The 25,051-nt window shown below is 75.1% G+C and carries 29 protein-coding genes and 2 tRNA genes; 12 read left to right on the forward strand and 19 right to left on the reverse strand.

Annotated features, from left to right (window positions below; genetic code table 11):
- Positions 1-99: 99 nt before the first annotated feature.
- The 5 genes from speB to ACYVI6_RS05860 form a co-directional block, all read right to left on the reverse strand.
- A complete protein-coding gene (gene speB / locus ACYVI6_RS05840) occupies positions 100-1,113 on the reverse strand; it encodes an agmatinase (RefSeq protein WP_460445468.1) in 1,014 nt (337 codons plus the stop codon).
- Positions 1,110-1,883, reverse strand: a complete 774-nt coding sequence (gene cobF / locus ACYVI6_RS05845; protein ID WP_460445469.1) for a precorrin-6A synthase (deacetylating) — start codon at positions 1,881-1,883, stop codon at positions 1,110-1,112. The genes speB and cobF overlap by 4 nt, the downstream gene beginning before the upstream one ends.
- A 40-nt stretch (positions 1,884-1,923) precedes the next feature.
- A complete protein-coding gene (locus ACYVI6_RS05850) occupies positions 1,924-2,532 on the reverse strand; it encodes a copper resistance CopC family protein (RefSeq protein ID WP_284287823.1) in 609 nt (202 codons plus the stop codon).
- The gene (locus tag ACYVI6_RS05855; protein WP_460445470.1) at positions 2,529-3,254 is read right to left on the reverse strand and encodes a YcnI family copper-binding membrane protein; all 726 of its coding nucleotides are present in this window, start codon (positions 3,252-3,254) and stop codon (positions 2,529-2,531) included. Before ACYVI6_RS05855 ends, ACYVI6_RS05850 begins: the two co-directional genes overlap by 4 nt.
- 72 nt (positions 3,255-3,326) lie before the next feature.
- Positions 3,327-3,920 (reverse strand): hypothetical protein, encoded by a 594-nt coding sequence (locus tag ACYVI6_RS05860; protein WP_460445471.1) that lies wholly within the window; start codon positions 3,918-3,920, stop codon positions 3,327-3,329.
- An 86-nt stretch (positions 3,921-4,006) separates the two neighbouring features.
- Between ACYVI6_RS05860 and ACYVI6_RS05865 the strand changes: the two genes are divergently transcribed.
- Positions 4,007-5,056, forward strand: a complete 1,050-nt coding sequence (locus ACYVI6_RS05865) for a class I SAM-dependent methyltransferase (protein ID WP_460445472.1) — start codon at positions 4,007-4,009, stop codon at positions 5,054-5,056.
- On the opposite strand, the gene ACYVI6_RS05870 is transcribed toward ACYVI6_RS05865, so the two are convergent.
- From ACYVI6_RS05870 to ACYVI6_RS05885, 4 genes are read right to left on the reverse strand one after another with little or no spacing between them, the layout of a single operon-like run.
- On the reverse strand, positions 5,057-5,329 hold the full coding sequence (locus tag ACYVI6_RS05870) for a holin (protein ID WP_460445473.1): 273 nt from the start codon (positions 5,327-5,329) through the stop codon (positions 5,057-5,059).
- Between the two features lie 16 nt (positions 5,330-5,345).
- Positions 5,346-5,834, reverse strand: coding sequence for a GNAT family N-acetyltransferase (locus tag ACYVI6_RS05875; protein ID WP_460445474.1), 489 nt, complete (start codon positions 5,832-5,834; stop codon positions 5,346-5,348).
- Positions 5,835-5,853: 19 nt separating this feature from the next.
- Entirely contained in the window at positions 5,854-6,459 is a 606-nt protein-coding gene (locus ACYVI6_RS05880) for an FMN reductase (RefSeq protein WP_460445475.1), read from the reverse strand.
- Positions 6,456-7,556 (reverse strand): LLM class flavin-dependent oxidoreductase, encoded by a 1,101-nt coding sequence (locus ACYVI6_RS05885; RefSeq protein ID WP_460445476.1) that lies wholly within the window; start codon positions 7,554-7,556, stop codon positions 6,456-6,458. The genes ACYVI6_RS05880 and ACYVI6_RS05885 overlap by 4 nt, the downstream gene beginning before the upstream one ends.
- A 126-nt stretch (positions 7,557-7,682) precedes the next feature.
- Here ACYVI6_RS05885 and ACYVI6_RS05890 point away from each other — a divergent pair, with 126 nt between their 5' ends.
- Positions 7,683-8,732, forward strand: coding sequence for a spore photoproduct lyase family protein (locus ACYVI6_RS05890; RefSeq protein WP_460445506.1), 1,050 nt, complete (start codon positions 7,683-7,685; stop codon positions 8,730-8,732).
- On the opposite strand, the gene ACYVI6_RS05895 is transcribed toward ACYVI6_RS05890, so the two are convergent.
- On the reverse strand, positions 8,729-9,433 hold the full coding sequence (locus ACYVI6_RS05895) for an ArsR/SmtB family transcription factor (RefSeq protein ID WP_460445477.1): 705 nt from the start codon (positions 9,431-9,433) through the stop codon (positions 8,729-8,731). The genes ACYVI6_RS05890 and ACYVI6_RS05895 overlap by 4 nt on opposite strands.
- 64 nt (positions 9,434-9,497) lie before the next feature.
- Between ACYVI6_RS05895 and ACYVI6_RS05900 the strand changes: the two genes are divergently transcribed.
- Complete coding sequence (locus tag ACYVI6_RS05900; RefSeq protein ID WP_460445478.1) at positions 9,498-9,938, forward strand: amino acid-binding ACT domain-containing protein; 441 nt, start codon at positions 9,498-9,500, stop codon at positions 9,936-9,938.
- Between the two features lie 9 nt (positions 9,939-9,947).
- Complete coding sequence (locus ACYVI6_RS05905) at positions 9,948-10,403, forward strand: OsmC family protein (RefSeq protein WP_460445479.1); 456 nt, start codon at positions 9,948-9,950, stop codon at positions 10,401-10,403.
- On the opposite strand, the gene ACYVI6_RS05910 is transcribed toward ACYVI6_RS05905, so the two are convergent.
- Genes ACYVI6_RS05910 through ACYVI6_RS05925 form a run of 4 tightly spaced genes read right to left on the reverse strand, consistent with a single transcriptional unit; the run spans position 10,393 to position 13,657 of the window.
- Entirely contained in the window at positions 10,393-10,755 is a 363-nt protein-coding gene (locus ACYVI6_RS05910) for a hypothetical protein (RefSeq protein WP_460445480.1), read from the reverse strand. The two genes, ACYVI6_RS05905 and ACYVI6_RS05910, sit on opposite strands and share 11 nt — an antisense overlap.
- Entirely contained in the window at positions 10,752-11,627 is an 876-nt protein-coding gene (locus tag ACYVI6_RS05915) for a DODA-type extradiol aromatic ring-opening family dioxygenase (protein WP_460445481.1), read from the reverse strand. The genes ACYVI6_RS05910 and ACYVI6_RS05915 overlap by 4 nt, the downstream gene beginning before the upstream one ends.
- Before the next feature lie 43 nt (positions 11,628-11,670).
- Positions 11,671-12,471, reverse strand: a complete 801-nt coding sequence (locus ACYVI6_RS05920) for a citryl-CoA lyase (protein ID WP_460445482.1) — start codon at positions 12,469-12,471, stop codon at positions 11,671-11,673.
- A complete protein-coding gene (locus tag ACYVI6_RS05925) occupies positions 12,464-13,657 on the reverse strand; it encodes a CaiB/BaiF CoA transferase family protein (RefSeq protein ID WP_460445483.1) in 1,194 nt (397 codons plus the stop codon). Before ACYVI6_RS05925 ends, ACYVI6_RS05920 begins: the two co-directional genes overlap by 8 nt.
- Positions 13,658-13,911: 254 nt before the next feature.
- Between ACYVI6_RS05925 and ACYVI6_RS05930 the strand changes: the two genes are divergently transcribed.
- The gene (locus ACYVI6_RS05930; protein WP_460445507.1) at positions 13,912-15,297 is read left to right on the forward strand and encodes an amidohydrolase family protein; all 1,386 of its coding nucleotides are present in this window, start codon (positions 13,912-13,914) and stop codon (positions 15,295-15,297) included.
- A gap of 6 nt (positions 15,298-15,303) precedes the next feature.
- On the forward strand, positions 15,304-16,140 hold the full coding sequence (locus tag ACYVI6_RS05935) for an IclR family transcriptional regulator domain-containing protein (protein WP_460445484.1): 837 nt from the start codon (positions 15,304-15,306) through the stop codon (positions 16,138-16,140).
- Here ACYVI6_RS05935 and ACYVI6_RS05940 read toward each other — a convergent pair.
- The 4 genes from ACYVI6_RS05940 to ACYVI6_RS05955 all read right to left on the reverse strand — a co-directional run bounded on the left by ACYVI6_RS05940 (position 16,119) and on the right by ACYVI6_RS05955 (position 18,030).
- Positions 16,119-16,955 (reverse strand): DNA-formamidopyrimidine glycosylase family protein, encoded by an 837-nt coding sequence (locus ACYVI6_RS05940; protein WP_460445485.1) that lies wholly within the window; start codon positions 16,953-16,955, stop codon positions 16,119-16,121. The genes ACYVI6_RS05935 and ACYVI6_RS05940 overlap by 22 nt on opposite strands.
- Before the next feature lie 2 nt (positions 16,956-16,957).
- Positions 16,958-17,033, reverse strand: a tRNA-His gene (locus ACYVI6_RS05945).
- A gap of 92 nt (positions 17,034-17,125) precedes the next feature.
- A complete protein-coding gene (gene orn / locus ACYVI6_RS05950) occupies positions 17,126-17,743 on the reverse strand; it encodes an oligoribonuclease (RefSeq protein ID WP_460445486.1) in 618 nt (205 codons plus the stop codon).
- 47 nt (positions 17,744-17,790) lie between these two features.
- Positions 17,791-18,030 carry a hypothetical protein gene (locus tag ACYVI6_RS05955; protein WP_460445487.1) on the reverse strand — a complete coding sequence of 80 codons (240 nt, stop codon included), beginning with the start codon at positions 18,028-18,030 and terminating at the stop codon, positions 17,791-17,793.
- 85 nt (positions 18,031-18,115) lie between these two features.
- Here ACYVI6_RS05955 and ACYVI6_RS05960 point away from each other — a divergent pair, with 85 nt between their 5' ends.
- From ACYVI6_RS05960 to ACYVI6_RS05975, 4 genes are all read left to right on the forward strand, one after another.
- Complete coding sequence (locus tag ACYVI6_RS05960) at positions 18,116-19,279, forward strand: PrsW family intramembrane metalloprotease (protein WP_460445488.1); 1,164 nt, start codon at positions 18,116-18,118, stop codon at positions 19,277-19,279.
- 146 nt (positions 19,280-19,425) lie between these two features.
- Positions 19,426-19,857: a PAS domain-containing protein gene (locus ACYVI6_RS05965; RefSeq protein WP_460445489.1), complete on the forward strand. Its 432-nt coding sequence runs from the start codon at positions 19,426-19,428 to the stop codon at positions 19,855-19,857.
- A 102-nt stretch (positions 19,858-19,959) separates the two neighbouring features.
- A complete protein-coding gene (locus ACYVI6_RS05970; RefSeq protein WP_284287789.1) occupies positions 19,960-20,712 on the forward strand; it encodes a ZIP family metal transporter in 753 nt (250 codons plus the stop codon).
- 60 nt (positions 20,713-20,772) lie between these two features.
- Entirely contained in the window at positions 20,773-21,165 is a 393-nt protein-coding gene (locus ACYVI6_RS05975) for a hypothetical protein (RefSeq protein WP_284287787.1), read from the forward strand.
- Between the two features lie 240 nt (positions 21,166-21,405).
- Here the strand turns inward: ACYVI6_RS05975 and ACYVI6_RS05980 are convergent.
- Positions 21,406-21,478 (reverse strand) — tRNA-Arg (locus tag ACYVI6_RS05980).
- Positions 21,479-21,639: 161 nt separating this feature from the next.
- Between ACYVI6_RS05980 and ACYVI6_RS05985 the strand changes: the two genes are divergently transcribed.
- The gene (locus ACYVI6_RS05985) at positions 21,640-23,376 is read left to right on the forward strand and encodes a dynamin family protein (RefSeq protein WP_460445490.1); all 1,737 of its coding nucleotides are present in this window, start codon (positions 21,640-21,642) and stop codon (positions 23,374-23,376) included.
- Positions 23,373-25,049 (forward strand): GTPase, encoded by a 1,677-nt coding sequence (locus ACYVI6_RS05990; protein ID WP_460445491.1) that lies wholly within the window; start codon positions 23,373-23,375, stop codon positions 25,047-25,049. The genes ACYVI6_RS05985 and ACYVI6_RS05990 overlap by 4 nt, the downstream gene beginning before the upstream one ends.
- Positions 25,050-25,051 lie beyond the last annotated feature (2 nt).

The raw sequence follows: 25,051 nt of genomic DNA on the forward strand, positions 1-25,051 counted from the left end.
CGCCTGCACGCGCCGGTCCGCGGGGCGCCCGGGTCCCCAGGGCGCCCGGGTCCCCAGGGCGCCCGGGTCTGCAGGGTGCCGCCGGGTCCGGAGAGGAGATCAGCGTCCGTCGAGCAGCGGCTGCAACGGGTTCCAGGGCACGCCGGTCGCGGCGTCGAGGCGGCGGCGGGCCAGCGCGCTCAGGGCCTCCAGCACCACGCGGTTGGCGAGCATCGCCGTGATGTCGGCGTGGTCGTACGGCGGGCTGACCTCGACGACGTCGACGCCGACCACCGGCAGCTCGAGGCAGATGCGGCGCACGGCGTCGAGCAGCTGGCGGGCCGAGAGGCCGCCCGGCTCCGGCGTCCCCGTGCCCGGCGCGTGCCCCGGGTCGCACACGTCGATGTCGACCGACAGGAACACCCCGTCGCACTCGTCGGTGGCGATGCCGAAGGCCTCGGTCAGGCACTCGTCGAGGCCGCGGCCGACGATCTCGGTCATCTCGTACGACCGCATCTGCTGCTCGGCCATCCACGACAGCGTCTCGGGTCCCGGCCAGTACCCGCGCAACCCGACCTGCAGGAAGCGGTCGCCGCGCAGCGCACCCGACTCGATGAGCCGGCGCATCGGCTGCCCGTGCCCCCACAGCGAGCCGAACTCGACGTCGCCGGTGTCGGCGTGCGCGTCGAAGTGGATCATCGACACCCGGCCGTGGCCGAGCACGTTCGCCACGCCCTTGGCGTCCGGGAACGCGATGGAGTGGTCGCCGCCCAGCACCACGGGGATCGCGCCCGAGCGGGCGACCCGCTCGACGGCCGCCTCCAGCCGGGGGAGCGCGGTCTCGATGTCGCCGGAGTACATCTCGACGTCGCCCGCGTCGACCACGCGCAGGTCGCGCAGCGCGTCGGTGCGCAGCGCCAGCGAGGGTCGGCTGCCGTCGTGCGGCAGGTAGTCGGTGGTGCGGATCGCCTGCGGCCCGAAGCGGGTGCCCGGGCGGTGCGACGTCCCGCCGTCGAACGGCGCACCCAGCACCACGACGTCGGCGCCGGCGTACGACGCCTCGTCGTCGAGGTCGCAGGCGGGCACGCCGAGGAACGTGACGTCGGGCCCGAACTGCGCGCCGTAGCGGGTCACGAGCCAGACTCCTTGCGCCGCAGCAGGTACGTGTCCATGATCCAGCCCTTCTCCGCGCGCAGCCGCTGCCGCAGCTCGCCGATCTCGCCCGCCACCTCGGGCACCGGCCCGCTGCGCAGCACCTCGTCGGGGGTGCCCAGGTAGGCGCCCCACCACACCTCGAGCTCGGCGGCGTCCGGCAGGTCGGCGAACGCGGTGCCCTGGTCGAGCACCACCACCGCGTCGTCCACGCCCGCGGGCAGCCCGTCGGCGAGCCGGCGCCCGGTCGTCACCAGCACCGGCGCGCCGAGCCGGTTCAGCGGTACCCGGTGGGCGGCGGTCAGGGCCTGCAGCGCGGTCACGCCCGGCACCACCTCCACGGCCAGCTCGACCGACGCCGCGATCCGCTCGACCACCCGCAGCGTGCTGTCGTAGAGCGACGGGTCGCCCCACACCAGCAGGCCCGCGGTGCCGCCGTCCGGCACCTCGTCGCGCAGCGCCTCGCCCAGCAGGGCGGCCCGCCGGTCGTGCCAGTCCTCGACGGTCGCGACGTACGCCTCGCCGGTGGGCGGACGCCGGTCGCGCGGCGGGTCGGGCAGGTGCACCACCCGGTAGCCGCCGTCCGGCACGTGCTCGGACAGCATCTGCTCGCGCAGCGCGACCAGCTCGGCCTTCTGCTCGCCCTTGTCGAGCACCAGGAACACGTCGACCCGGCGCATCGCCTTGATCGCCTGCAGGGTCAGGTGGTCGGGGTCGCCCGCTCCGATGCCGATGACCAGCAGCTGCCGCACGCGCCGACCCTAGGCCATCGCGTGCGGCAGCCTCGCCGGGTCAGTGCGCGCCGGGCCGCCGTCGCCGGGCCACGAGCACGACGGCGCCCAGCAGCACCAGCACCCCGAGCCCGACCAGCAGCACGCGCCCGGTGGACGACGTCTGCTCGGCCGGGTCCTCGGCCGCCGACCCCGTCGCGGTGGTCGCGGTGCTCGCGGCGGTCGCGGTGCCCGCCGTCGCCGTCGTGCTCGCGGTCGCCGCTGCGGGGCTGCTCGGGGTCGTGCTGGCGGCGGCGCCCTTCGCGGTGAACCGGAACTCCCCGGACACCGGGTGCCCGTCGGCCGACGTCACCCGCCACTGCACGTCGTACCGGCCGGCCGGGGCGCCGGCGGCGAGCGGCTGACGCACCTCCTCGTCGACGACGCGCGGCGCTCCCTGCTGCACCTGGCCGGACGGCCCGGTCACCACGAGCCGGGTGCCGACGGCGAGCGCGGGCTCGCCGAAGGTCAGCACGATCGCGTCCGGCACCGCCGCGACGGTGGCGCCGTCGGCGGGGTTCGTCGACTCGAGCTCGTCGTGCGCCGCGGCCGGTCCGGCGGCGACCAGCACCGCGGCCAGCGCCCCGATCGCCGCGAGCGTCAGCCGCCGCAGCCCGCCCCGGCCGGTCACGCGCGCCGCCGCGACCGGGCGAAGGCCCCGCCGGCGAGCACCAGCGCGGCCAGCGCCGCGACGAGCGCTCCGCCGCCCAGCCAGCGGCTCGCCGGGTCGCTGGTGGAGGCGGCACGGGTGACCGGCGTGCCCGACGACCCGGCTGGTGCCGACGACGCCGTCGAGGCGGACGCCGTGGCCGGCGCGTCCGCCGCGGTGACGGTGAACTCTGGTGCCGGGTGCTCGGGCTCCGCGCTGCCGGCCTCCATCGGCTCGTCCCAGCGCACGACCTCGCCGTCGCTGTACGTCTGGGTCGCGGGCAGCGACACCTCACCGGGGGCGGGCAGCGGCCCGGCGACGATCGAGAGCTTCTCGTACTGCCCGGGTCGGACGGCGTGCCCGGGCTGCGCGGTCCAGGTGACGGTGCGCGCGGCCTTCGTGATGGTCGTGCCGTCCTGCTGCACGGGCGTCGGCAGCTTCGCCTCGGTGATCGTCGACGTCCAGCCGTCGAGCGGGCGGACGCTGACGGACAGGAACGGGTGGTCCTGGGGGAGGGTGACCGAGACCTTCGTGGTCGACGCGGTGGCCGACTCGGTGGGCACCCTGAAGGTGAGCTCGCTGTAGGAGCCCGTGGTGGTGCTGTCGGGGCTGACGCGGACGTGCGCCTGCGCGGCGAGCGGGACGCCGGCGAGGGCGGCCGCGAGCGACGCGGCCAGGACGGGACGGACGGCAAGACGGTGCACTGAGCTGCCTCTCGGCTGGGGGGACTGGGTGACGTCGGGGACCCGGCGTCACCACCCCCTCGGGGCGGGCGGCTACGCCGGCAGCGGCACCGGTGGTCCGCGCCGGCTCGCGCCCCCGTGCACGACCGGACGGCGGGGGAGCAGCACCGCGGTGTCGCGACGTCGGGCCGCACCGCCGGTGGCGGGCAGCCGCGGGGCGCCGGGCAGCGCCGGCACGGTCCAGGCGGCGAGCAGCCACAGTGCGCGCTCGCCGACTGCCAGCACGAGCGCGATGACGAGCGTGGCCAGCGCGTGCGCCAGCAGCATCGCCCGGCCGCCGTGCATGGACTCCATCGCGGGCGCGCACCCGTCGAGGGCCCCGGCGTGCAGGTGCGTGGTCTCGACCGGGGGACAGCCGCCGGTCGCGGCGAGCCGGGTGAACGCGGTGTGCAGGGCGACCTGCGCCCCGCCGAGCGCCGCGGCGATGGCGACGAGACCGCGACGCCGACCGGCCAGCAGGGTGGCCGCGGTGGTCACCAGCGCGACGAGCGCCAGCAGCGGCAGCCAGCCCGGCGCCGAGCCGCCGCCCGCGAGGTGCGCGACGAGCGACAGCCCGACGGCGCACAGCGACCCCGCCCCGGCACGCAGCAGCCGGCCGCTGCCGGAGCCGAGGGCCGTCGAGGTCACCCGGTCACTCTACGAGGACGTACCGACGTGCTCGGGTGCGGCGTCGGAACCTTCCGGTGCGGGCGGCGCGGTGCCACGGTGAGGTGATGCGCACCGAGCAGCTGGTCGAGCGGATGGTCGGGTCGGCGCTGGGCGCGCTCGACGTGTGGAGCACGGCGATCGGCGACGCGCTCGGGCTGTACCGGGCGCTGCACGTGCACGGCCCGCTCACCCCGGAGCAGCTGGCCGGGCGGGCGCCGATCGACGCCCGGTACGCGCGGGAGTGGCTCGAGCAGCAGGTGGCGGCCGGCTTCCTCGAGCGCGACGGCGCGGCGTTCGCCCTGCCGCCGGAGCACGTGCCGGTGCTCGACGACCCGGACGACCCGAGCTACCTCGCGCCGCTCAGCCGGCTGCTCGCCGCGGCGGGCGTGCAGCTGCCGGCGCTGCTGACGGCCTACCGCACCGGGGGCGGGGTGCCGTGGTCGGCGTACGGCGAGGGGATGCGCACCGGCCAGGCGGACCTGAACCGGCCCTGGTACCTCGGTCCGCTGGGCACCGAGTGGCTGCCGGCCCTGCCCGAGCTCGACGCGGCGCTGCGGGCCGGGGCACGGGTCGCCGACGTCGGGTGCGGCGAGGGGTGGTCGAGCATCGGGATCGCCCGCGCCTACCCGGAGTCGGTCGTCGACGGCTTCGACCTCGACGCGCCCTCGGTGGCGGCGGCGTCGGCGCACGCGCGGGACGAGGGGCTGAGCGACCGGCTGACCTTCGCCGAGCGCGACGTCGCCACGCTGCCCGCCGGGTCGTACGACGTGGTGAGGGCCTTCGAGTGCGTGCACGACCTGGCCGACCCGGTGCGGTTCCTGGCCGCGGTGCGCCGGCTGGTGCGGCCCGACGGGTTCGTGCTCGTGATGGACGAGCGGGTGCCGGAGCGGCCGGGCGAGGGCAGCGACGACGAGCTGCTCGTCGAGCGGCTGATGTACGGCTTCTCGCTCATGGTGTGCCTGCCCGACGGCATGTCGCACCGGCCGTCTGCGGCGACCGGCACGGTCATGCGGCTCGAGACCCTGCAGCGCTACGCGGTCGAGGCGGGGTTCGAGGCGGTCGAGGTGCTGCCGATCGCCAACGACCTGTGGCGGTTCCACCGGCTGGTCCTGTGATCACGCGGCGCGGGCGACCGCGGGCACCGCAGCGGGTGCGGCCTCGACGCCCTCGGACGCCAGCGACGGGCCGGGGTGGCCGACGCCGGACGACGCCACCGAGCTCAGCACCGAGACGACGGCGGCGGTGCCGGCGACCGAGAGGGTGGTGAGCCACGGCACCGCCAGCAGGCCGGCGCCGGAGGCCGCGAGGAGCGCGGCGAGGGACTGCGCGAAGGTCTTGACCGCACGCTCGACCGTGGCGGTCACGAAGGCTCTGGTCAGGAAGCTCATGCCGTACCAGAGGGCCCTACCGGTGTCCTGATGCGCCTGTCGCGGGGTCGGTGGCCTCCGGGTGCCCGCCCCAGACGTACCGGACGTCGGGCGCGCCCTCCTCGTTGTCGCCGTCCGTCTCCCGCACCGCGACGAACCCGTGCCGCTCGTAGAACGTGCGCGCCGGGTGGTTCGAGGCGAACGCCCACAGCGCCAACCCGTTCGGGCGCAACGACTTCGCGTGCTCGAGCAGGGCACGGCCGACGCCGCGGCCCTGTGCCTCGGGTGCGACGTACAGCCAGTCGACGTCGTCGCCGTCGAGCACCAGCGTGCCGAGCGCGGTGCCGTCGTGGTCCTCGGCCAGGTACGCCTCGCGGTGCGGCACGACGACGTCGCGGGTGAAGCGGTGCAGCGCCTCGACCGGGTGCACCGCCGGCGGGATCAGGCCTCCGGCGCTCTCGCGCGAGCGGTGGTGCACCTCGGCCAGCGCCTCGGCGTCGCCTTCGACGGCCCGTCGGATCTGCACCGTCGGAGGATAGACGCGGTCAGCCGCCGAGCAGCTGCTCGAACGGCACGAAGCCGTCGTCGTCGTCCGGTCGGGAACGCGCCGGGCGGGCGGCCACGGCCTGCGCCAGCTGGCCGGCGGCGCGGTCGACGCGACCGGCCAGCGCCTGCGCGGCGTCCGAGCTGCCCCAGTCGGACGACGCCGCGTAGACGCCGCGCGCCACGACGTCGGCGTGCAGGTAGCTGAAGAGCGGGCGCATCGCGTGGTCGAGCACCAGCGAGTGCCGCTCGGTGCCCCCGGTCGCGCCGAGCAGCACCGGTGTGCCGTCGAGCGCCTCGCCGTCGAGCAGGTCGGCGAACGACTTGAACAGGCCGCTGTAGCTGGCGTTGAACGTCGGCGTCACGGCGATCAGGCCGTCGGCGCCGGCCACCGCGTCGAGCACCTCCTGCAGGGCGGGCGCGGCGAAGCCGGTGAGCATCGCGTTCGTGACGTCGTGCGCCAGGTCGCGCAGCTCGACCACCCGCACGTCGGCCGCGCCGTCGAGGTGCTCGACGACGGCGGCCGACAGGCGGTCGGCCAGCAGCCGCGTGGACGACGGCTGGCTCAGCCCGGCGCTCAGCACGACCAGGCGACGGGGCTCGGTCACGCGGGCACGCCCTCGGTGAGCGCGCTCTCACGGGCCGCCAGCATCGACGCGTGGGTCGGCGCGTCGGGCACGCCGGGGGCGCGCAGGGCGTCGAACTCCTTGCGCAGCACCGGCACGACCTCCTCGCCGAGCAGGTCGAGCTGCTCGAGCACCGTCTTCAGCGGCAGCCCGGCGTGGTCGACCAGGAACAGCTGCCGCTGGTAGTCGCCGACGTAGTCGCGGAACGACAGCGTCTTCTCGATGACCTGCTGCGGGCTGCCGACGGTGAGCGGCGTCTGCGAGGTGAAGTCCTCCATCGACGGGCCGTGGCCGTAGACCGGCGCGTTGTCGAAGTACGGCCGGAACTCGCGGACGGCGTCCTGGCTGCTGCGCCGCACGAACACCTGACCGCCCAGACCGACGATCGCCTGCTCCGGAGCGCCGTGCCCGTAGTGCGCGAACCGCTTGCGGTACAGCCCGACCATCTGCTGGGTGTGCTCCTTGGGCCAGAAGATGTGGTTCGCGAAGAACCCGTCGCCGTAGTACGCGGCCTGCTCGGCGATCTCGGGCGAGCGGATCGAGCCGTGCCAGACGAACGGCGGGACGTCGTCGAGCGGGCGCGGGGTCGAGGTGAAGCCCTGCAGCGCGCTGCGGAAGCGGCCCTGCCAGTCGACGACGTCCTCGCGCCACAGCCGGTGCAGCAGCGCGTAGTGCTCGATGGCCAGCGGGATGCCGTCGCGGACGTCCTGGCCGAACCACGGGTAGACCGGGCCGGTGTTGCCGCGGCCCATCATGACGTCGACGCGGCCGCCGGCCAGGTGCTGCAGCATCGCGAAGTCCTCGGCGATCTTCACCGGGTCGTTCGTGGTGATCAGCGTGGTCGAGGTCGACAGCAGCAGCCGCTCGGTCTGCGCGGCGATGAAGCCGAGCATCGTGGTGGGCGAGGAGGGCACGAAGGGCGGGTTGTGGTGCTCGCCGGTCGCGAAGACGTCGAGCCCGACCTCCTCGGCCTTCTTCGCGATGGCGACCATCGCCTGGATCCGCTCGGCCTCGGACGGCGTCCGGCCCGTGGTGGGGTCGGGCGTCACGTCGCCGACGGTGAAGATGCCGAACTGCATGTCCGCTCCTTCTGCTGCCCTGGTGTCTCCAGTTGAACCGTCAACGATTGTGGCAGCCGGATGCTTCCCGCGACTGTCGGTGGGCCCACCTACCGTGGTGGGGTGCCGAAGACCCTCGCCGACCGCATGCTCGACGTGCGCACGATCTTCCACGAGCCCGGCGTCCGCGACTGGGCACGCGGCCGCGAGGTGCTCGACCGGTTCGCCGGCGCCGAGCTGGTCGAGGTGCTGTCGCACCAGGCGATCCCCGGGCTGCACGGCAACGCCGGCCTGGTCGAGGACTGGGTGCGCACCAAGCAGACGACGCTCGTGCTCGGCGAGAAGAAGAGCCTCGCGGCGCGACCCAACGGCCGGTCGGCCGACTTCATCGCGCCGTCCACCTCGAACGGCTGCGCGATGGCCTGCGCCTACTGCTACGTGCCCCGGCGCAAGGGGTACGCCAACCCCATCACCGTGTTCGTGAACACCGAGAAGATCACCGGCTACCTGCGCCGGCACGTCGCCCGCCAGGGCCCGAAGCCGGCGCCGAACCAGTGCGACCCGACCGACTGGGTCTACGACCTCGGCGAGAACGGCGACTGCTCGGTCGACGCGCTGGTCAGCGACAACGTGCGCGACCTCGTCGACACCTTCGCCGAGCTGCCGGGCGCCAAGGCGAGCTTCGCCACCAAGTTCGTGAACCCCGAGCTGCTTGGGTACGACCCGCGCGGCGGCACCCGCGTGCGCTTCTCCCTGATGCCGCACGACGTCGCCAAGCAGCTCGACCTGCGCACCTCGCCGATCAGCGAGCGCATCGCCGCGGTGAACGACTTCGTCGGGGCCGGCTACGAGGTGCACCTCAACTTCAGCCCCGTGGTGGTGCAGGAGGGCTGGCTCGAGGGGTACGCCGAGCTGTTTCGCGAGGTCGACGCCGTGCTCAGCCCCGCGGCGAAGGCCCAGCTGGCCTGCGAGGTCATCTTCCTGACGCACAACGAGGGGCTGCACGAGGTGAACCTCGGCTGGCACCCGAAGGGCGAGGAGCTGCTGTGGCGCCCCGACCTGCAGGAGACCAAGCAGAGCCACAGCGGGCAGACGAACGTGCGCTACCGCGCCGGCTGGAAGGCCACCTGGACGGCGCGGCTGCTCGAGCTCATGGAGCGCGAGCTGCCGTACTGCTGGGTGCGGTACGCCTTCTAGTCGAGCGCGACGCTCCAGGTCCGGACCAGCGCCCGGTGCCCGGCCGGGGTGACGTCGAGGCCGCGCCCGGTGGCGCGGCGACGCACCCAGCCGCGGTCGAGGGCGGTGGTCGCCAGCGCGGCGCCGAGCGCGCCCGCCAGGTGCGGACGGCGCTCGGTCCAGTCGTCGCACGAGCGGGTCAGCGGACGGCGTGCGGCCTCGAGCGCGGGGACGTCGACACCGAGGTCGCCGAAGCCCGAGCGTCCGAGCCGGGTCAGCCGCAGGTCGCCGCCGGTCAGCCAGCGGTCGGCCACGAGCGCGTCGGTGAGCGCCACGCCGAGCCGCCCGGCCAGGTGGTCGTAGCAGAGCCGCGCGCCCGCGAGCTCGCGCTGCTCGCGCGACTGCCGCAGCGAACGGACCTCCCGCTGCGCGTCGTCCGGCGCAAGTCGGCCGAGCGCCTCCAGCGCCTGCGCCACGTCGCGGCCGGCCAGGGCGTACCGCCGCTGCCGACCGCTGGGTCGCACGAGGAGCAGCCCGGCCTCGACGAGCACCGCGAGGTGCTCGCTCGCCGTCGACGGGCCGACCCCGATGGCCGCCGCCAGCTCGCCCGCCGGGCGCGCCGAGCCGTCCATCAGCAGGCCGAGCACCTGCAGCCGGGCCGGCGCCCCGAGGGCGCGAGCCAGGCCCGAGAGGTCCACCGGCTGCCCGGCCGTCCGCGTCACGCGATCACGCTACGACGGGCACGCTTCGGCCGTCACCGAGACGTCGCGGCGGCACCCTCACCGCATGACGAGCAGCGAGCGGGACGTCGAGGTGCGACTGGACCACCGGCCGGGGGAGCTGGCCCGGTTCGGCGAGGTGCTGGGGGCGGCGGGCGTCAGCCTCGAGGGTGGCGGGGCGTTCCTCGCCAGCGGCCACGGCACCGCGCACTTCCTGGTGGACGACGGCGCCGGCGGCTCGCGGGCGGCTGCGGCCCTGCGGTCGGCCGGGTTCGACGTCCGGGGGGTGCGCGAGGTGGTGACCGCCCGCCTGCGGCAGGGCGTGCCGGGGCAGCTGGGGTCGCTCTGCCGGACGCTCGCCGACGCCGGGGTGCAGCTGGAGGCGCAGTACAGCGACCACGACCACCGGCTGGTGCTCGTCGTCGAGCCGGGCGACGAGGAGCGGACCCGTGCCGTCGTGCAGGCGTGGGGCGACGGTGCGGCGGCCGCCGACGGGTCGACGCCGTAGCGTCGGGCCATGGCCACCGTGCACCGCTACCGCACCACCCTGTCGTGGTCGGGCTCGACGGCGGGCGGCTACCGCTCGTACGCCCGCGAGCACGACGTCGAGCTGCCACCCGGCACCCGGCTGCGGGTGACCGCCGACGCGCCCTTCGGCGGCGACCCGGCGTACCCGAACCCCGAGCAGCTGCTGCTGGCCGCGGCGGCCTCGTGCCAGCTGCTGTCGTTCCTCGCGCTCGCCGCTCGCGCGCACGTCGACGTGCTGGAGTACGCCGACGACGCCGAGGCGGAGATGCCGGTGGGCCGCGAGCGGATGCGCATCACCCGCATCGTGCTGCGGCCCAGGGTGCGCGTCGGCGACGGTACGGACCGGGCGCTGGTCACGAGGCTGCTGCACGAGGCGCACGAGGAGTGCTACGTGGCGAGCTCGCTCACCACCGAGGTCGTGATCGAGCCGGAGGTCACGTGCTGATGTCGGTGTACGGCAGCGTGAAGTGGGACAGCGCCCGGGCGTAGGCGAGCTGGTAGCCGAGCGGCTCGGGGTGGTCGCGCTCGAACATCGCGATGAACAACGTGAGCGTGAGGAACGGGTGCGCGCCCAGCTCGAAGAGCGTCACGTGGTCGTGCGTCGCCAGCGCCTCGCGCTCGACGTCGGTGAACGCCAGCCAGGTGGTCGCCTCCGGGGCGGTGCAGCTCAGCAGCCGCCCGGCCTGCTCGGACTCCCACCAGGTGACCGTGCCGCGCGGGTCCTCGCGGTAGCGCTCGACGAGCTCTGGATCGCGGTCGATCGTGAAGAGGAACTTGTTCACCAGGTAGCGGCTCACGACGGCGTCCCGTCCGGCGTCCCGTTCGGGTACCAGGTGAAGTACGCCTCCATGGTGTGGAACAGGTCGTACGTGTCGACGTAGTCGGCCTTCTGCCCCTCGCCGGCGACGCCCATCATGAGCATGAAGTCCATGAAGCCGTGGGTGGCGTTGCCCGGCGCGTGCAGGCTGTCGAGCGTCACCTCGGACAGGCTGCCCTCGATGTCGCCCTGCGAGATCCACTCGACGGCGCGGGCGTCGAACTCCGGGTCGGGGCCGTGCGGGCCGAACTGCCGCGGTCCGCCGAGCTCGAGCGACAGGTGCCCGGTGCCGATGACCGCGACCCTCTGGTCGCTCGGCCACGACTCGACGAGCTCGCGGATCGTCTGCCCCAGCTGCACGAACCGCTTCGGCTGCGGCAGCGGCGGCGCGAAGATGTTCGTGTAGACCGGCACGATCGGCAGGTCGTTCTGCGGGCGCAGCGTGATGATCGGGCAGGTCACGCTGTGGTCGATGCGCAGCTCGTTGCTGAACGCCAGGTCGAACCCGGCGTCGAGGCCCTGCCGCAGCACGTGCCCGCTGAGGTCGCGCTCGCCCCGCATCCGCATGCGTGGCAGGCAGAACTCGCGCTCCTCGTTGTACCAGTTGGCGTCGTAGTGCTCGGCGTGCCCGACGAGGAACTGCGGCATGTTGTCGAGCCACAGCTGGTGGAAGTGGTCGGACCCCACCATGAGCAGCACGTCCGGCTGCGCGCGGGTCAGCGTCTCGCGGAACGCCTCGACCTTGCGCACCCACTCGTCGGCGAAGTCGGGCCGGTCCTCGCCGGTGGCCGTCGACGCCTTGTAGTAGAAGGGGTGGTGGGTCGATGCGATCACGGCGGCCAGCTCGGCCATGCGACCTCCTCGTCGGCAGGTGATGAGACAGAACCGTTGCGGCTCAGGGCTCGTAGGGCTCTGGGGGGACGGATCGGTTGTGCAGGTCGACCGAGAGGAACACCTCGTTGGCGACCGGACGGCGCAGCTCCTCTGCCAGCTGCCCGATGAGTCCGGCGGTGCGGGCGAGCAGCGCGAACCCGCGCAGCAGCTCGAGCGGCAGGCCGAGGTCGGCCAGCGCGGCGCCGCAGACCCCGGCGCCGTTCAGCGGCAGCCGTCGGCCCAGCACCTGCTCGTGCACGCGGCCGATCGCCTCGAACAGCGCGAGGTGCGGGCCGAACACGCCCTCCTCGCGGGCGATCTGCAGCAGCCGCGGGGTGCGCGGGTCGCCGTCCTTGTGCACGTGGTGCCCCAGGCCCGGCACGAACCGGTGCTGCTCACGTTGGGCCGCAACGGTTCTCAGGGCCACCTCGTCCCAGCCGGCGTCGTCGGTCGGCAGCTCGTCGAGCCCGTCGAGCACCGCGTGCAGGAACCGCCCGGTGTCCTCGGTGACGCCGAGGAAGCGCGACCCGCCCCCGAGCAGCCCGGCCGCGAGCGCGCCCTGCACCGAGTCGGGCGCCGAGAGGTAGGTGAGCCGGGTGACGATGGCGGTGGGCGTGAACCCGTGGTCGGCCAGCGCGGCGAGCACCGCCTCGAACACCCGCGTCTCGCCCGACGTCGGACGCCGCTGGGTGGCCAGCCAGAACGCCAGCTCGCCGAACCCGACCGTGCCCATGACGTCGCGCGCGAGGTCGTGCCCGAGCAGCGTGATGGTGTCGCGGGTCGAGGCGCCCAGCGCCGTCGGGTAGGAGTGCTGCTCACTCACCGTCTGCCTCCCGGTCGACCGGCTCGCTGAGCCAGGCCCGCAGCTCGGCGCCGTGCTCGTCGAGGCCGGGCGGGGGCAGCCGGTAGCCGGCCGGTGTGCGCGACAGCCGGATCGGGTGCCGGGTGGTGGGCACGGCGTGCGCGCCCTCGCCGACCACGACGACCGGGTCGAGGTCGAACCGCTCGGCCATCGCGAAGCCGCCGTCGATGGTGTTGATCGGGCCGCTCGGCACGCCGGCCTCGGTGAGCAGGTCGAACCACTCCAGCGCGCCGCGGGTGCGCAGCCGCTCGGTGAGCAGCGGCCGCAGCTGCTCGCGGTTCGCGGTGCGCTGCTCGTTGCGGGCGAAGCGCTCGTCGTCGGCGACGTCCGGGATGCCGAGCACCTCGCACAGCTTCCGGAACTGCCCGTCGTTGCCCGCGGTCACGATGAGGTCGTGGTCGGCGGTGGGCAGCGGCTCGTACGGGAACAGGCTCGGGTGCGCGTTGCCCATGCGGGTCGGCACCACACCGCCGGCGACGTACGCCGAGCTGTGGTTCACCAGGCCGGTGAGCGCCGACGACAGCAGGTTCACCTCGACGTGCTGCCCCTCGCCCGTGCGGTCGCGGTGGTGCAGGGCGGCGAGCACGCCGATCGCCGCGTGGTTGCCCGCCATCACGTCGAACACGGAGATGCCGGCGCGGTACGGCGGGCCGTCGGCGTCGCCGGTGAGGCTCATCAGGCCGCTCATCGCCTGCACCATCAGGTCGTACCCGGGCACGTCCTTGCCCGCTCCGGAGCCGAAGCCGCTGATCGAGGCGTACACGCAGCCGGGGTTGGTGGCGGCGACGCTCTCGTGGTCGAGCCCGAACTTCGCCAGCCCGCCCGGCTTGAAGTTCTCGATCACGACGTCGGCCCGCCGAGCCAGCTCGCGGGCGACGGCGGCGTCCGCCTCGTCGCGCAGGTCGAGGGCGATCGAGCGCTTCCCGCGGTTCACGCCCAGGTAGTACGTCGACACCGGCTCGCCGTCGATCTCGCGGATGGGCGGCGACCAGGTGCGCGTGTCGTCGCCGCGCGGGCCCTCGACCTTGACGACGTCGGCGCCGAGGTCGGCCAGCAGCATCGTCGCGTAGGGCCCGGCGAGGATGCGGGAGAAGTCGGCGACCAGCAGGCCGGCCAGCGGACCGGTCGGTGGTGCGACGTCGGGCACGAGGCCTCCAGCATCCGGTGCGCGGACAGGCGTCCGCGCCGTGCCGAGGAGTCTGCGACGGGCCTCGAACCCTGTCAAGGGTCGGGTGTGCAGGCTCTTGACACCGGCTCCGAGCGAGGTCGATCGTGAGCGCACGATCGAGGTGGCCGCGATGCGGACGGATGTCCGCGCGCTGATGCGCTGGAGGAACCGTGCACGACGACGTGCTCGAAGAGGGTCGGCCCGTGGTGCTGCGGGGCGGCACCGTGCTCACGATGGACGCCGCGCACACCGTGCTGCCGCAGGCCGACGTGCTGGTGGTCGACGGCCGGGTCGCCGCGGTCGGGCAGCGGCTCGACGTCCCCGAGGGGACGTTCGAGGTCAACGCGACGGGCGGCGTGGTGATGCCCGGCATGATCGACACCCACCGGCACATGTGGCAGACGGTCATGCGCGGCTACGGCGCCGACTGGACGCTCACCCAGTACTTCGTCTGGTACTACCTCGAGCACGGCAAGGCGTTCCGCCCCGAGGACGTGCACGCAGGCAACCTGCTGTCGGCGTGGGAGTCGCTCGAGGCCGGGGTCACCACGACGGTCGACTGGTCGCACGGGTTGCAGTCGGTCGACCACGCAGAGGCCGCCGCCGACGCGCTGCAGTCGGTGCCCGGCCGGTTCGTGCTGGCCTACGGCAACATCCAGGCCGGCCCGTGGGAGTGGACGGCCGACCCCGACGTCCGCGCGTTCCTGCAGCGCCGCCGCGACGCCGCCGACGACCTGTTCCGCGTGCAGCTCGCCTTCGACGTCACCGGGGACCCCGCGTTCCCCGAGCGCGCGGCGTTCGAGGCGGCGCGCGACCTCGGCCTGCCGGTCAGCACGCACGCCGGCGTCTGGGGTGCCACGAACGACGACGGCATCCGGCTGATGCACGACAACGGGTTCATGACGCCCGAGACCGTCTACGTGCACGCCGCGACCCTGAGCGACGACAGCTACCACCGCATCGCGGCCACCGGTGGCAGCGTCTCGGTGTCGACCGAGTCGGAGCAGAGCGCCGGCCAGGGCTACCCGCCCACCTGGGCGCTGCGCCGGTTCGGCATCCCGGTGTCGCTGTCGATGGACACCAGCGTCTGGTGGAGCGGCGACCTGTTCTCGGCGATGCGGACGACGCTCGGCGCCGACCGCTCGCGCGAGCACCACGAGGCGCACGCCGTCGGCGACACGGTCACCCACGTGCACCTGCGCGCCGAGCAGGTCGTCGAGTGGGCCACCCGCGGCGGCGCGGCGGCGCTCGGCCGCGACGACCTCGGCAGCCTCGAGCCCGGCAAGCAGGCCGACGTCGTGCTGCTGAGGAACGACGCCTCGCCGGTGTCGTTCCCGCTGCTGAACCCCTACGGCCACGTGGCGTTCCAGGCGCAGCGCGGCGACGTGCACACCGTCCTCGTCGCCGGCCGGGTCGTGAAGCACGAGGGCCGCCTGGTCGGCGCCGACCTCGGGGCGCTTCGCCGGCAGGTCGACGCGAGCGTCGAGCACCTGCGCGGCACGCTGGGGGAGGAGGCCTGGACGGCGGGCATGAACCCCGACCTGCCGGGCACGGAGGTGCTGGACAATCCCTACCAGTACACCGAGTTCAAGACGGGCTCCACCCACGAGGCGAGGTAGGCGCAGATGGCGGGACGCGGCACGGGTCCGGACTTCGTCGAGGCGCTGGCGCGCGGGCTCGACGTCCTGACCTGCTTCGACGCCGCCCACCGCCGGCTGTCGCTCAGCGAGGTGGCGACCTCGGCCGGGCTGGCGCGACCCACCGCGCGGCGGCTGCTCATGACGCTGCAGGAGCTGGGGTACGTGCGGCAGGTGGACGGCGGGTTCGAGCCGACCGCCCGCGTGCTCGGCCTGGGTGCGGCGTACGTCAGCGCCCTCGGTCTCTGGGACGTCGCCCGGCCGCACCTCGAGCAGCTGGTCGCGCAGACCGGCGAGTCGTCGTCGATGTCGCAGCTCGACGGGTCCGACATCGTCTACGTGGCGCGGGTCTCGGTGCCGAAGCTCATCACGCTGCGGGTCGACGTCGGCACCCGGTTCCCCGCCGTGCGCACCTCGCAGGGCAAGGTGCTGCTCGCCGCGCTGCCCGCCGACGAGCTGCGCGCCGTGCTCGCCGAGCCCAGCCGGTCGGGGCTGCCCGAGCGGCTCGGCCCCACGCCGTCCCGCCTGCGCGACGAGCTGACCCTGGTGCGCGCCCGCGGCTGGGCGCTCGCCGACGAGGAGCTGGCGGTCGGCATCCGGTCGGTGGCCGTGCCGGTGCGCGACGGCGACGGCACGGTGCGCGCGGCGATGAACGTCACCGTGCACGCCGCCGAGACCTCGACCGACACCCTGCTGCACGAGCACCTGCCGCGGCTGCTGCGCACGGCCGGCGAGGTCAGCGCCGAGTGGGCGCTGTGGCAGCAGCGCCCGCACACCGAGGTGACGCCGACGCGCGACGGGTCTCAGGCACTGCCGCTGAGGTGACCGGGCGGCTGGCCGGGCAGCTCCGGCTGGCAGCTGGGGCACCACCAGGTCCGGCGTCGCTCGGGGTCGCCCGGCACCTCGGGCACCACCAGCACCGTCGTGCCGCAGCGGCGGCACGGCCGGTTGGCGCGGCCGGTCACCCAGTGCTGCTCGCCGCGGCGGGTGTCGCCGGTGGTCACCTGGGCGGCGCCGCCGGGCGACACGGAGAACCGGAGCATCCGGTGAGCCAGCGCGAGCGCACGCGGCAGGTCGACGGTGCCGACCGGCCGGTCGGGGTGCAGCCCGCGCAGGAAGCACAGCTCGTCGGCCCACATGTTGCCGATGCCGGCGAGGTTGCGCTGGTCGAGCAGCGCGGCCTTGATCGGGCGGTCGGGCCGCAGCAGCAGCCGCCGCTCGGCCTCGGCGGCGTCCCAGTCGTCACCGAGCAGGTCCGGGCCGAGGTGGCCCACGACGTCTGCCTCGTCGCGGGTCGGTAGCACCTCGACCACCGGCAGCCGCAGGCCGATGCCCGTCGGGCCGTCCGGACCGGTGTCGAGCAGCACGCGCACGTCCGGGTCGAGGCGGCGCGGCAGGTGCTTGCCGGGGCCGAGCACCGTCCACTCGCCGTCCATGCGCAGGTGGGTGTGCAGGGTGCGGCCGTCGTCGAAGCGGGTGAGCAGGTGCTTGCCGCGGCTGACCGTCTCGAGGATCGTCGTGCCGGCGAGGTCGACCGTGGCGGCCTTCGGGTGACGGAACGAGCTGCGGACGACGCGCAGCCCGCTGAGTCGCGCGTGCAGGCGCACGGCGACGCGCTTGACGCTGTCTCCCTCAGGCACGATGGGGTGAGTGACGGGACTCGAACCCGCGGCCACCTGGACCACAACCAGGTGCTCTACCAACTGAGCTACACCCACCATCGCGCACCGCTCTCGCGGCGTGCGCGGACCATGCTAGCGGGTCGGCCGGGGTGCTCCGACCCGGTTCCCGCCCAGGTGGACGGGCCGCGCTAGCCGGGGGTGCCGGGGGAGCGCACCGAGGCCGCGGCCTGCTTGGCGGCGGCAGAGTCGGGGCCGGGCTGCGGCACGAAGACGGCAGCGCGGTAGTAACGCAGCTCGTCGATGCTCTCCTGGATGTCGGCGAGCGCCCGGTGGCCGCCGGCCTTCTTCGGCGCGTGGAAGTAGGCCCGCGGGAACCAGCGGCGGGCCAGCTCCTTGACCGACGACACGTCGATCACCCGGTAGTGCAGGTGGTCGTCGAGCTCGGGCATGTCGCGGGCCAGGAACCCGCGGTCGGTGCCGATGCTGTTGCCGGCCAGCGGCGCCTTGCGGGCGTCGGGCACGTAGCCCTTCACGTAGTCGAGCACCGCGGTCGTCGCCTCGGCCAGCGTCATGCCGTCGGCGAGCTCGTCGAGCAGCCCGCTCGTGGTGTGCATCTGGCGGACGACGTCCGGCATCGTCTCGAGCGTCTCGGGCGGTGGGGCGATGACGACGTCGAGGCCCTCGCCGAGCACGTTCAGCTCGGAGTCGGTGACGAGCACCGCCACCTCGACCAGCGCGTCGCGCTGCAGGTCGAGGCCGGTCATCTCGCAGTCGATCCAGACGATGCGGTCGGCAGACTGTTCCACCCGGTCACCCTATGACGTCGTGGTGACAGCCGGTGCCCGCGGCGCGCCTAGCCGCGCCGGCGGTCCGCGCCGCCGGTCCGGCCGGCGCGGGTGGACCGGGTGGACAGGGTGGACAGGGTGACGACCCCGAGCCCGAGCGCCCCGGCCAGCACCACCAGCACCGCCACCGTCCACGAGCGGCTCACCCACAGCACGGCCAGCGCGCCCGCGACGCACGCGAACGCCGTCCAGCCGATCAGGTCCCACGGCACCGGACGCCCCGGCCCGCGGTGCGAGTGCCGCCCCATCGCGCAGACGCTACGCGCCGACGTCGTCCACAGCCCGCCGCCGCACCGGCGGCGTCCGTGCTCGGCCGCCGATACCCTGCGGCGCATGTCGACGCCGGGTTGGTCCACCGTCCCGCGCGCGGCCGCGAAGGTGCCGGCGTCCACCCCGGCGCGGCGGACCGCGCGCTCCACGGTGGTGCGCGCGCTGCTCGTCGCGTTCGTGGTGCTGGTGTTCCTCGCCTGCGGGCTCACCACGCTGGTCGCCATCAGCACCGAGACCGGTCTGACCGGCCTGGTCGCGGGCTTCGTGCTGGCGCTGGTGCCGGTGTCGGTCGTGGTGCCCGCGCTGCTGTGGCTCGACCGGTTCGAGGCCGAGCCGACGTCCCTGGTGCTCTTCGCGTTCGCCTGGGGCGCGGTGGTCGCCACGGCGATCGCCCTGGTGCTGAACACCTACTCGCTCGTGCTGCTGCGCGACTCCGGCGGCGACGTCCAGGCCTCGTCCGTGCTGGTCGCCCCCTTCGTCGAGGAGGCCTGCAAGGGCGCCGCCGTGGTGCTGGTGGTGCTGTGGCGCCGACGCGACTTCGACGGCGTGGTCGACGGCATCGTCTACGCGGGCCTGGCCGGCATCGGCTTCGCGTTCACCGAGAACGTGCTCTACCTGGGGCGGGCGCTCGCCGAGAGCGGCACGCAGGGGCTGGCCGTGACGTTCGTGCTGCGCGCCGTGCTCGGGCCGTTCGCCCACCCGCTCTTCACGATGGCGACGGGCGTGGGCATCGGCCTGGCGGTGCGCAGCCGGCACCGCGTCACGAGGGTGGTCGCGCCCGTCGTGGGGTACCTCGTCGCGGTGACGCTGCACGGGTTGTGGAACCTCAGCGCGGTCGCCGGCCTGCGCGGGTTCCTGTCGCTCTACGTGCTGGTGCAGGTGCCGATCTTCCTGGCCGCGGTGTCGTTCGCGCTGTGGGCGCGGCGGCGCGAGGTGCGACTGGTCGCCGACCACCTCGGCGTCTACGCGGCCAGCGGGTGGTTCGTGCCGGCGGAGGTCGAGATGCTCGGCTCCACGGCCGGACGGCGGCAGGCCCGCTCGTGGGCGCGGCGCACCGGCGGCCCCGTCGCCGCCCGGGCCATGCGCGGCTTCCAGGACGTCTCGACCGACCTCGCCTTCCACCGCGACCGGCTGGTGCGCGGCACCGTGCAGGACGAGGGCCGGGCCGTGGAGCGCGAGCTGCTGCGCCAGGTGGCCGCGCACCGGTACGGTTTCGTCGGGCGCTGAGGCCACTGGCGGCGCGCGGCGGACGTCAGGAACCCCGCCGCGCAAAGAGTCTGGCGCATACGCAATTGGTCCGATATCTTCCTCACGAGCCCCTTCGACGGTGAGACCCCAGCGGCACGAGCGGCTCGTTCTCCTCGGAGTGCGCCATGCGCCATCCCTCCGCCGACGCGCTCGGCGTCCTCGTCCAGTACCTCCCCGTCGCCCTGGCCGGCTTCGACCGAGACCTGCGGTGCACCTGTGCCAACCCGCGCTGGCTCGACCTCGTCGGCGCCGCGCGCGAGCAGGACGTGATCGGCGCCCCGGTCGACGAGCTGCTGCCGGCGCTCGGGCGCCAGCACCTGCGCTCGCTCACCGCCGTCGCGGCCGGCCGCCACGAGGGGTTCGAGCGGCAGGTCGACCTGCCCGGCGGCGAGCTGTGGCAGCTCACCGCGTTCCCGCTCGCGTTCGCCGGCCGGGCCACCGGCGTGGGCCTGGTGGCGGAGGACCGGTCGGACGCGGCGTCCGCGCAGGTGCTCGACCTGCCACCCGCCGTGCTGCCCGCCCGCACGTCGCGCCAGCCGCTGCTGCTGGTGCCGTAGCCCTCACCCCGCCTGCGCGCGTCCGGTTGCGCGACGTCGCGCGGCCCCCAGACTCGGGTGGCGCGGTGGCCGCAGTGGCGACCGGCGGACGGGAGGACGACGGTGCCGATCTGGCTCGAGGCCGGTCTGTGGGGGCTGGTCGGTGGCGGGGCGCTCGTGCTGGGCGCCCTCGTCGCCTGGTTCGCGCGGGTGCCGCAGGCCGTGGTGGCCACCGTCATGGCGTTCGGTGCGGGCGTGCTCATCTCGGCGCTGGCGTTCGACCTGGTCGACGAGGCCCAGCGAGCCGGCGGTCTCGCGCCGACGGTCGCCGGGTTCCTCGCCGGCTCCGTCGTCTACGTCGTGGCGAACACCCTGCTCGCCCGGCGCGGCGCCCGGCACCGCAAGCGGTCCGGCGACCAGCAGCCGTCCGAGGGCGACAGCGCCGGCAGCGGCGCCGCCATCGCGATCGGCGCCCTGCTCGACGGCGTCCCCGAATCGATCGTGCTGGGCCTGTCGCTGCTCGGCGGGGGCGGCGTCGGCGTCGGCGTGCTGGCCGCCGTGTTCATCTCCAACGTGCCCGAGGGCCTCTCGAGCGCCGCCGGCATGCGCCGCGCCGGCCGCCCCGCCCGATACGTCTTCGGCGTCTGGGTCGGCATCGCCGTCGCCAGCGGCCTCGCCGCCCTGCTCGGCAACGCCCTGCTCGCCGGCGCCTCGCCCACCACGGTCGCCGTCATCACCGCCGTCGCCGCCGGCGCCATCCTCGCGATGCTCGCCGACACGATGATCCCCGAGGCCTTCGAGCGCGCCCACGCCGCCACCGGCCTCATCACCGCCCTCGGCTTCCTCACCGCGTTCGCCATCGGGCACGCTGGCTGAGCCGCGCGGCCGGGTGCGAACCCGCCATCAGCGGTGCCGTGGGTCGGTACGGGGCGTGCCGTGCCCAGCCGTCGCGCCCTCGCCTGGCGGGCCGCGGCCGCGGTCTTCCTGGTGCTCGCGCTCGTGGTCGGGGCGGAGACCGCCCGGCTCGTGGCGCGCGACCTGCGTGCCGCCCCCGAGCGCGAGTGGGCCGAGAGCGACATGCCGCCGGCTGTCTTCTTCTACCTCGTCAACGGCCTCGTCGGGCTGGTCGGGCTGGGCGTCCTGCTGGGCGCCGCGTACTTCTGCTGGCAGTGGTCCAAGCGCCCGCCGAGGAGCGCGACCCTGCCCGGCGCGGGCTGGTGCGAGCAGTCGGCCGGGTCCGGCACCTGGCGGTGGTGGTCGGGCCGCTTCTGGACCCTGTACGAGCACACCGGCACCGGCCCGCCGACCGATCCGCCCGTGCGGCGCTGACCGCCCGGTCCGAGCTCAGAGGTTCGGCGGCATCCGCAGCAGCCGGCCGCCGGCGTCGGACGCTGACGCGGGACGTCTCCGTGGGGGCGACGGGTGAGAGGTCTGGACGCCGCTCGGCCGCTGGGCGACCTGGACGGTCCGGAGACGGCTGCATGGGCATCGATGTGCCGTTCGGGTGCCTTGCCGCGGTCGTGTCGGCCCTGGTGGCGGGGTGGTGCGGGCTGGTCGAGCACGGGGCGGCGCGCCCGGCAGGACTCGAACCTGCAACCGGCGGATTAGAAGGCCGCTGCTCTATCCGTTGAGCTACGGGCGCCGGGCTCGGCGGGGCCGGGCCGCTCCGAGTCTAGGGCGTGCGGGGTGCGGCGGCGGGGGCCTCGGCGGGGGCTCGCGGGGCGTCGTCGCAGGTCAGTGCCGCGTCATCGGGGCCCGGTCCGAGTTGATCGGGCAACCCGCACCCGCGATGCTGAGCGCGCCATGACCACCGCCCCGGGCCGCGACGCCCTGCTCGACGCCGTCGAGCGGCTGCGCCAGCGTGCCGGTGAGACGGCGCTGCCGCTGGGCGTCGAGGGCGTGACGGCGGCCCGGCGCGAGCGCGAGGCGCTGGTCGACCAGCTCGACGACTACGTGCTGCCGCGGCTGCGGGCGCTCGACGCGCCGCTGCTCGCGGTGGTCGGGGGTTCGACCGGTGCGGGCAAGTCGACCCTGGTCAACTCGCTGCTGCGGCGCACCGTCAGCCAGGGCGGGGTGCTGCGGCCGACGACGCGCGCGCCCGTGCTCGTGCACCACCCGGACGACGCGCACTGGTTCGACGACGCACGGGTGCTGCCGTCGCTGGCCCGCACCACCGGGGCGCCGGCGCTCGCGAAGCGGGTGCTCGACGACGACGCGCGCATCACCACCGTGCACCTGGTGCCGAGCGACGCGCTGCCGCCGGGCCTGGCGCTGCTCGACGCCCCCGACATCGACAGCGTGGTCGCCGCGAACCGCGAGCTCGCGCAGCAGCTGCTGGCCGCCGCCGACCTCTGGCTGTTCGTCACCAGCGCGGCCCGCTACGCCGACGCCGTGCCGTGGACGCTGCTGCACGGAGCCGCCAGCCGTGGCGCGGCCGTCGCGGTGGTGCTCGACCGCGTGCCGCAGGCGGCCGTCGTCGAGGTGCGCTCGCACCTGTCGGAGATGCTGCGCGAGCGGGGGCTGACGTCGTCCCCGCTGTTCGTCGTGCCCGAGAGCCAGGTCGACGACGCGGGGCTGCTGCCGGTGCCCGTCGTGGCGCCGGTGCTCGGCTGGCTGTCGGCGCTGGCCCGCGACGACTCGGCGCGGCAGGCCGTCGTCCGGCGCACGCTCGACGGCTGGCTCGACACCATGAGCACCCGCACCGACGGGCTGGTCACCGCGCTCGGCCTGCAGCGGCTGGCGCACGAGCGGCTGCGCGTCGAGGCCGCGGAGGCCTACTCACGGGCCCGGCGCGACGTCGACCGCTCGCTGTCGGACGGCTCGCTGCTGCGCGGCGAGATCCTCGCCCGCTGGCAGGAGGTCGTCGGCACCGGCGAGCTGCTGCGCTCGCTGCAGGAGCGGGTGGGTGGCTGGCGCGACCGCATCTCCTCCGCGCTGCGCGGCCGCCCGCACACCCAGCCCGACCTCGGCCAGGCGCTGCAGTCGGGCGTCGAGCAGCTGGTGCGCGCGCAGGCCGAGGCCGCCGACGAGGACGCCGCACGACGCTGGCGCGGGACGCCGGGGGGCGCCGCGCTGCTCGACGCGCACCCCGCGCTCGAGCGGCCGGACGCCGAGACCCCCGAGCGCATCGGCCGCATGGTGCGCGACTGGCAGGGCGCGGTGCTCGAGCTGGTGCGCGACGAGGGCGGCGACAAGCGGGCCACCGCCCGGGCGCTGTCGTACGGCGTGAACGGCCTCGGCGTGCTGCTCATGCTCGTGGTGTTCAGCCAGACCGCCGGGCTGTCGGGGGCCGAGGTCGGCATCGCCGGCGGCACCGCGCTGCTCGCCCAGCGCGTGCTCGAGGCGGTGTTCGGCGACCAGGCCGTGCGCACCCTCGCCGCCCGGGCCCGCACCGACCTGGTGCAGCGCAGCGGCGAGCTGCTCGACCTCGACCACGCGCGCTACGTCGAGGTGCTCGACGAGGCCGCGGCGGTGGTCGACGTCGCGGCCCTCGAGCGCGCGGCGTCCGACGTCGAGCGGGCCCGTCGGGTGCCCGCGTGAGGCGCCGCCGCACCGTCGAGGGCCTCGAGCTCGGCGACGGCGTCCAGGCGCTCGAGCGCGCCCTCGACGCCGGCGGCCACCGGCTCGACCAGGCCGCCGCCCGGCGCGCGCGCACCCTCGTGGGCAAGGTCGGCGAGCGCATGCGGCTCTCCGGCGAGCACACCGTCGTCGCACTCGCCGGGGCCACCGGCAGCGGCAAGTCGAGCCTGTTCAACGCGATCGCCGGGCTCGAGCTCGTCGAGGCCGGCGCGCGGCGTCCCACCACGTCGTCCGCGACCGCCTGCGTGTGGGGTGCCGAGGGCGCCGACGAGCTGCTCGACTGGCTCGGTGTGCCCAGCCGGCACCGGCTCAGCCACGAGAGCCAGCTGAGCGACGAGGCCGACGACCTGCGCGGCCTGGTGCTGCTCGACCTGCCCGACCACGACTCCACCGAGGTCGCGCACCGGCTCGAGGTCGACCGCCTGGTCGGGTTGGTCGACGTGCTGGTCTGGGTGACCGACCCGCAGAAGTACGCGGACGCCGCGGTGCACCGCCGGTACCTGTCGCGGCTGTCCGGCCACGACGCCGTCACCGTCGTGCTGCTGAACCAGGCCGACCGGCTCGACGACGCCTCGCGCGAGGCCTGCCTGCGCGACCTGACGCGCCTGGTGCGTGCCGACGGGCTGCGGGACGCCGAGGTGCTGCCGACCTCCGCCGTCCGGGGCGACGGGCTGCCGCACCTGCGCGAGCTGCTCGGCGACGCCGTCGGACGCCGGGTGGCCCGCACCGAGCGGCTCGTGGCCGACCTGCGGCACGCCGCCGGCGACCTGCGCCCAGGCGTCGGCGACCGCGAGCGCGACCCGGACGACGCTGCCGGCCTGCTGGCCGGCACCGACCTGGTGCGGGTGCTGGGCGACGTGGCCGGGGTGCCCGCGGTGGTGCAGGCCGTGCAGGCCGACGCCGTGCGCGCCGCGGTGGGCACGGCGGGCTGGCCGGTCACCAGCTGGGTGCGCCGGCTGCGACCCGACCCGCTGCGCCGGCTGCGGCTCGACCACGGCACCAGCGACGACGCCGGTGCGGGCTCCAGCTCGCGCGAGGCGCTGGCCACCAGCGTGCGCCGCTCGTCGCTGCCGCCGCCCGGCCCCACCCAGCTCGCCCGCCTCGACCTCGCCACCCGCCAGGTCGCGACGCACGCCGCCGACGGTCTGCCGCGCCCCTGGCAGGAGGCCGTGCGGGCCGCCGCCATGCCGAGCGGCGGCGACCTCGTCGACGCCGTCGACCAGGCCGTGGTGGGCCCCGACCTCGGGCGCTCGCGCCGCGGCGGCTGGCGGGTGCTCGGCGCCGGGCAGCTGCTGCTGGCGCTCGCGGCCGCCGTCGGGCTGGTGTGGCTGGTGGCGCTGGCCGTCGTCGGTGCGCTCGGGCTGCCCGACCTGCCGACCCCGGAGGTCGGCGTCGTGCCGCTGCCCACGCTGCTGCTGGTCGGTGGGTTGTTGCTCGGCTTCCTGCTGGGCCTGCTGGTCGGTGCCCTGGCCCGGGTCTCGGCGCGGCGCCGCGGCGCCCGAGTGCGCCGACGGCTCGACGACGCGGTGGCCGGCGTCGCAGGAGCCCGCGTGCTCGAGCCGGTCGCCGGCGTGCTGCGCGACCACCGCGAGACCCGGCAGGCGCTCGCGGTGCTCGCTAGCGCACCGCGCTAGCC

The organism is Angustibacter aerolatus, assembly GCF_054776675.1.

What these genes read in the sequence shown, in the direction of transcription:
- ACYVI6_RS05865 (WP_460445472.1), top strand. Translation starts at nt 4,007, where the DNA reads ATGCGCACCGAGCAGCTGGTCGAGCGGATGGTCGGGTCGGCGCTGGGC.
- ACYVI6_RS05870 (WP_460445473.1), bottom strand. Translation starts at nt 5,329, where the DNA reads ATGAGCTTCCTGACCAGAGCCTTCGTGACCGCCACGGTCGAGCGTGCG.
- ACYVI6_RS05885 (WP_460445476.1), bottom strand. Translation starts at nt 7,556, where the DNA reads ATGCAGTTCGGCATCTTCACCGTCGGCGACGTGACGCCCGACCCCACC.
- ACYVI6_RS05890 (WP_460445506.1), top strand. Translation starts at nt 7,683, where the DNA reads ATGCTCGACGTGCGCACGATCTTCCACGAGCCCGGCGTCCGCGACTGG.
- ACYVI6_RS05900 (WP_460445478.1), top strand. Translation starts at nt 9,498, where the DNA reads ATGACGAGCAGCGAGCGGGACGTCGAGGTGCGACTGGACCACCGGCCG.
- ACYVI6_RS05905 (WP_460445479.1), top strand. Translation starts at nt 9,948, where the DNA reads ATGGCCACCGTGCACCGCTACCGCACCACCCTGTCGTGGTCGGGCTCG.
- ACYVI6_RS05915 (WP_460445481.1), bottom strand. Translation starts at nt 11,627, where the DNA reads ATGGCCGAGCTGGCCGCCGTGATCGCATCGACCCACCACCCCTTCTAC.
- ACYVI6_RS05930 (WP_460445507.1), top strand. Translation starts at nt 13,912, where the DNA reads ATGGACGCCGCGCACACCGTGCTGCCGCAGGCCGACGTGCTGGTGGTC.
- ACYVI6_RS05935 (WP_460445484.1), top strand. Translation starts at nt 15,304, where the DNA reads ATGGCGGGACGCGGCACGGGTCCGGACTTCGTCGAGGCGCTGGCGCGC.
- ACYVI6_RS05955 (WP_460445487.1), bottom strand. Translation starts at nt 18,030, where the DNA reads ATGGGGCGGCACTCGCACCGCGGGCCGGGGCGTCCGGTGCCGTGGGAC.
- ACYVI6_RS05960 (WP_460445488.1), top strand. Translation starts at nt 18,116, where the DNA reads ATGTCGACGCCGGGTTGGTCCACCGTCCCGCGCGCGGCCGCGAAGGTG.
- ACYVI6_RS05965 (WP_460445489.1), top strand. Translation starts at nt 19,426, where the DNA reads ATGCGCCATCCCTCCGCCGACGCGCTCGGCGTCCTCGTCCAGTACCTC.
- ACYVI6_RS05985 (WP_460445490.1), top strand. Translation starts at nt 21,640, where the DNA reads ATGACCACCGCCCCGGGCCGCGACGCCCTGCTCGACGCCGTCGAGCGG.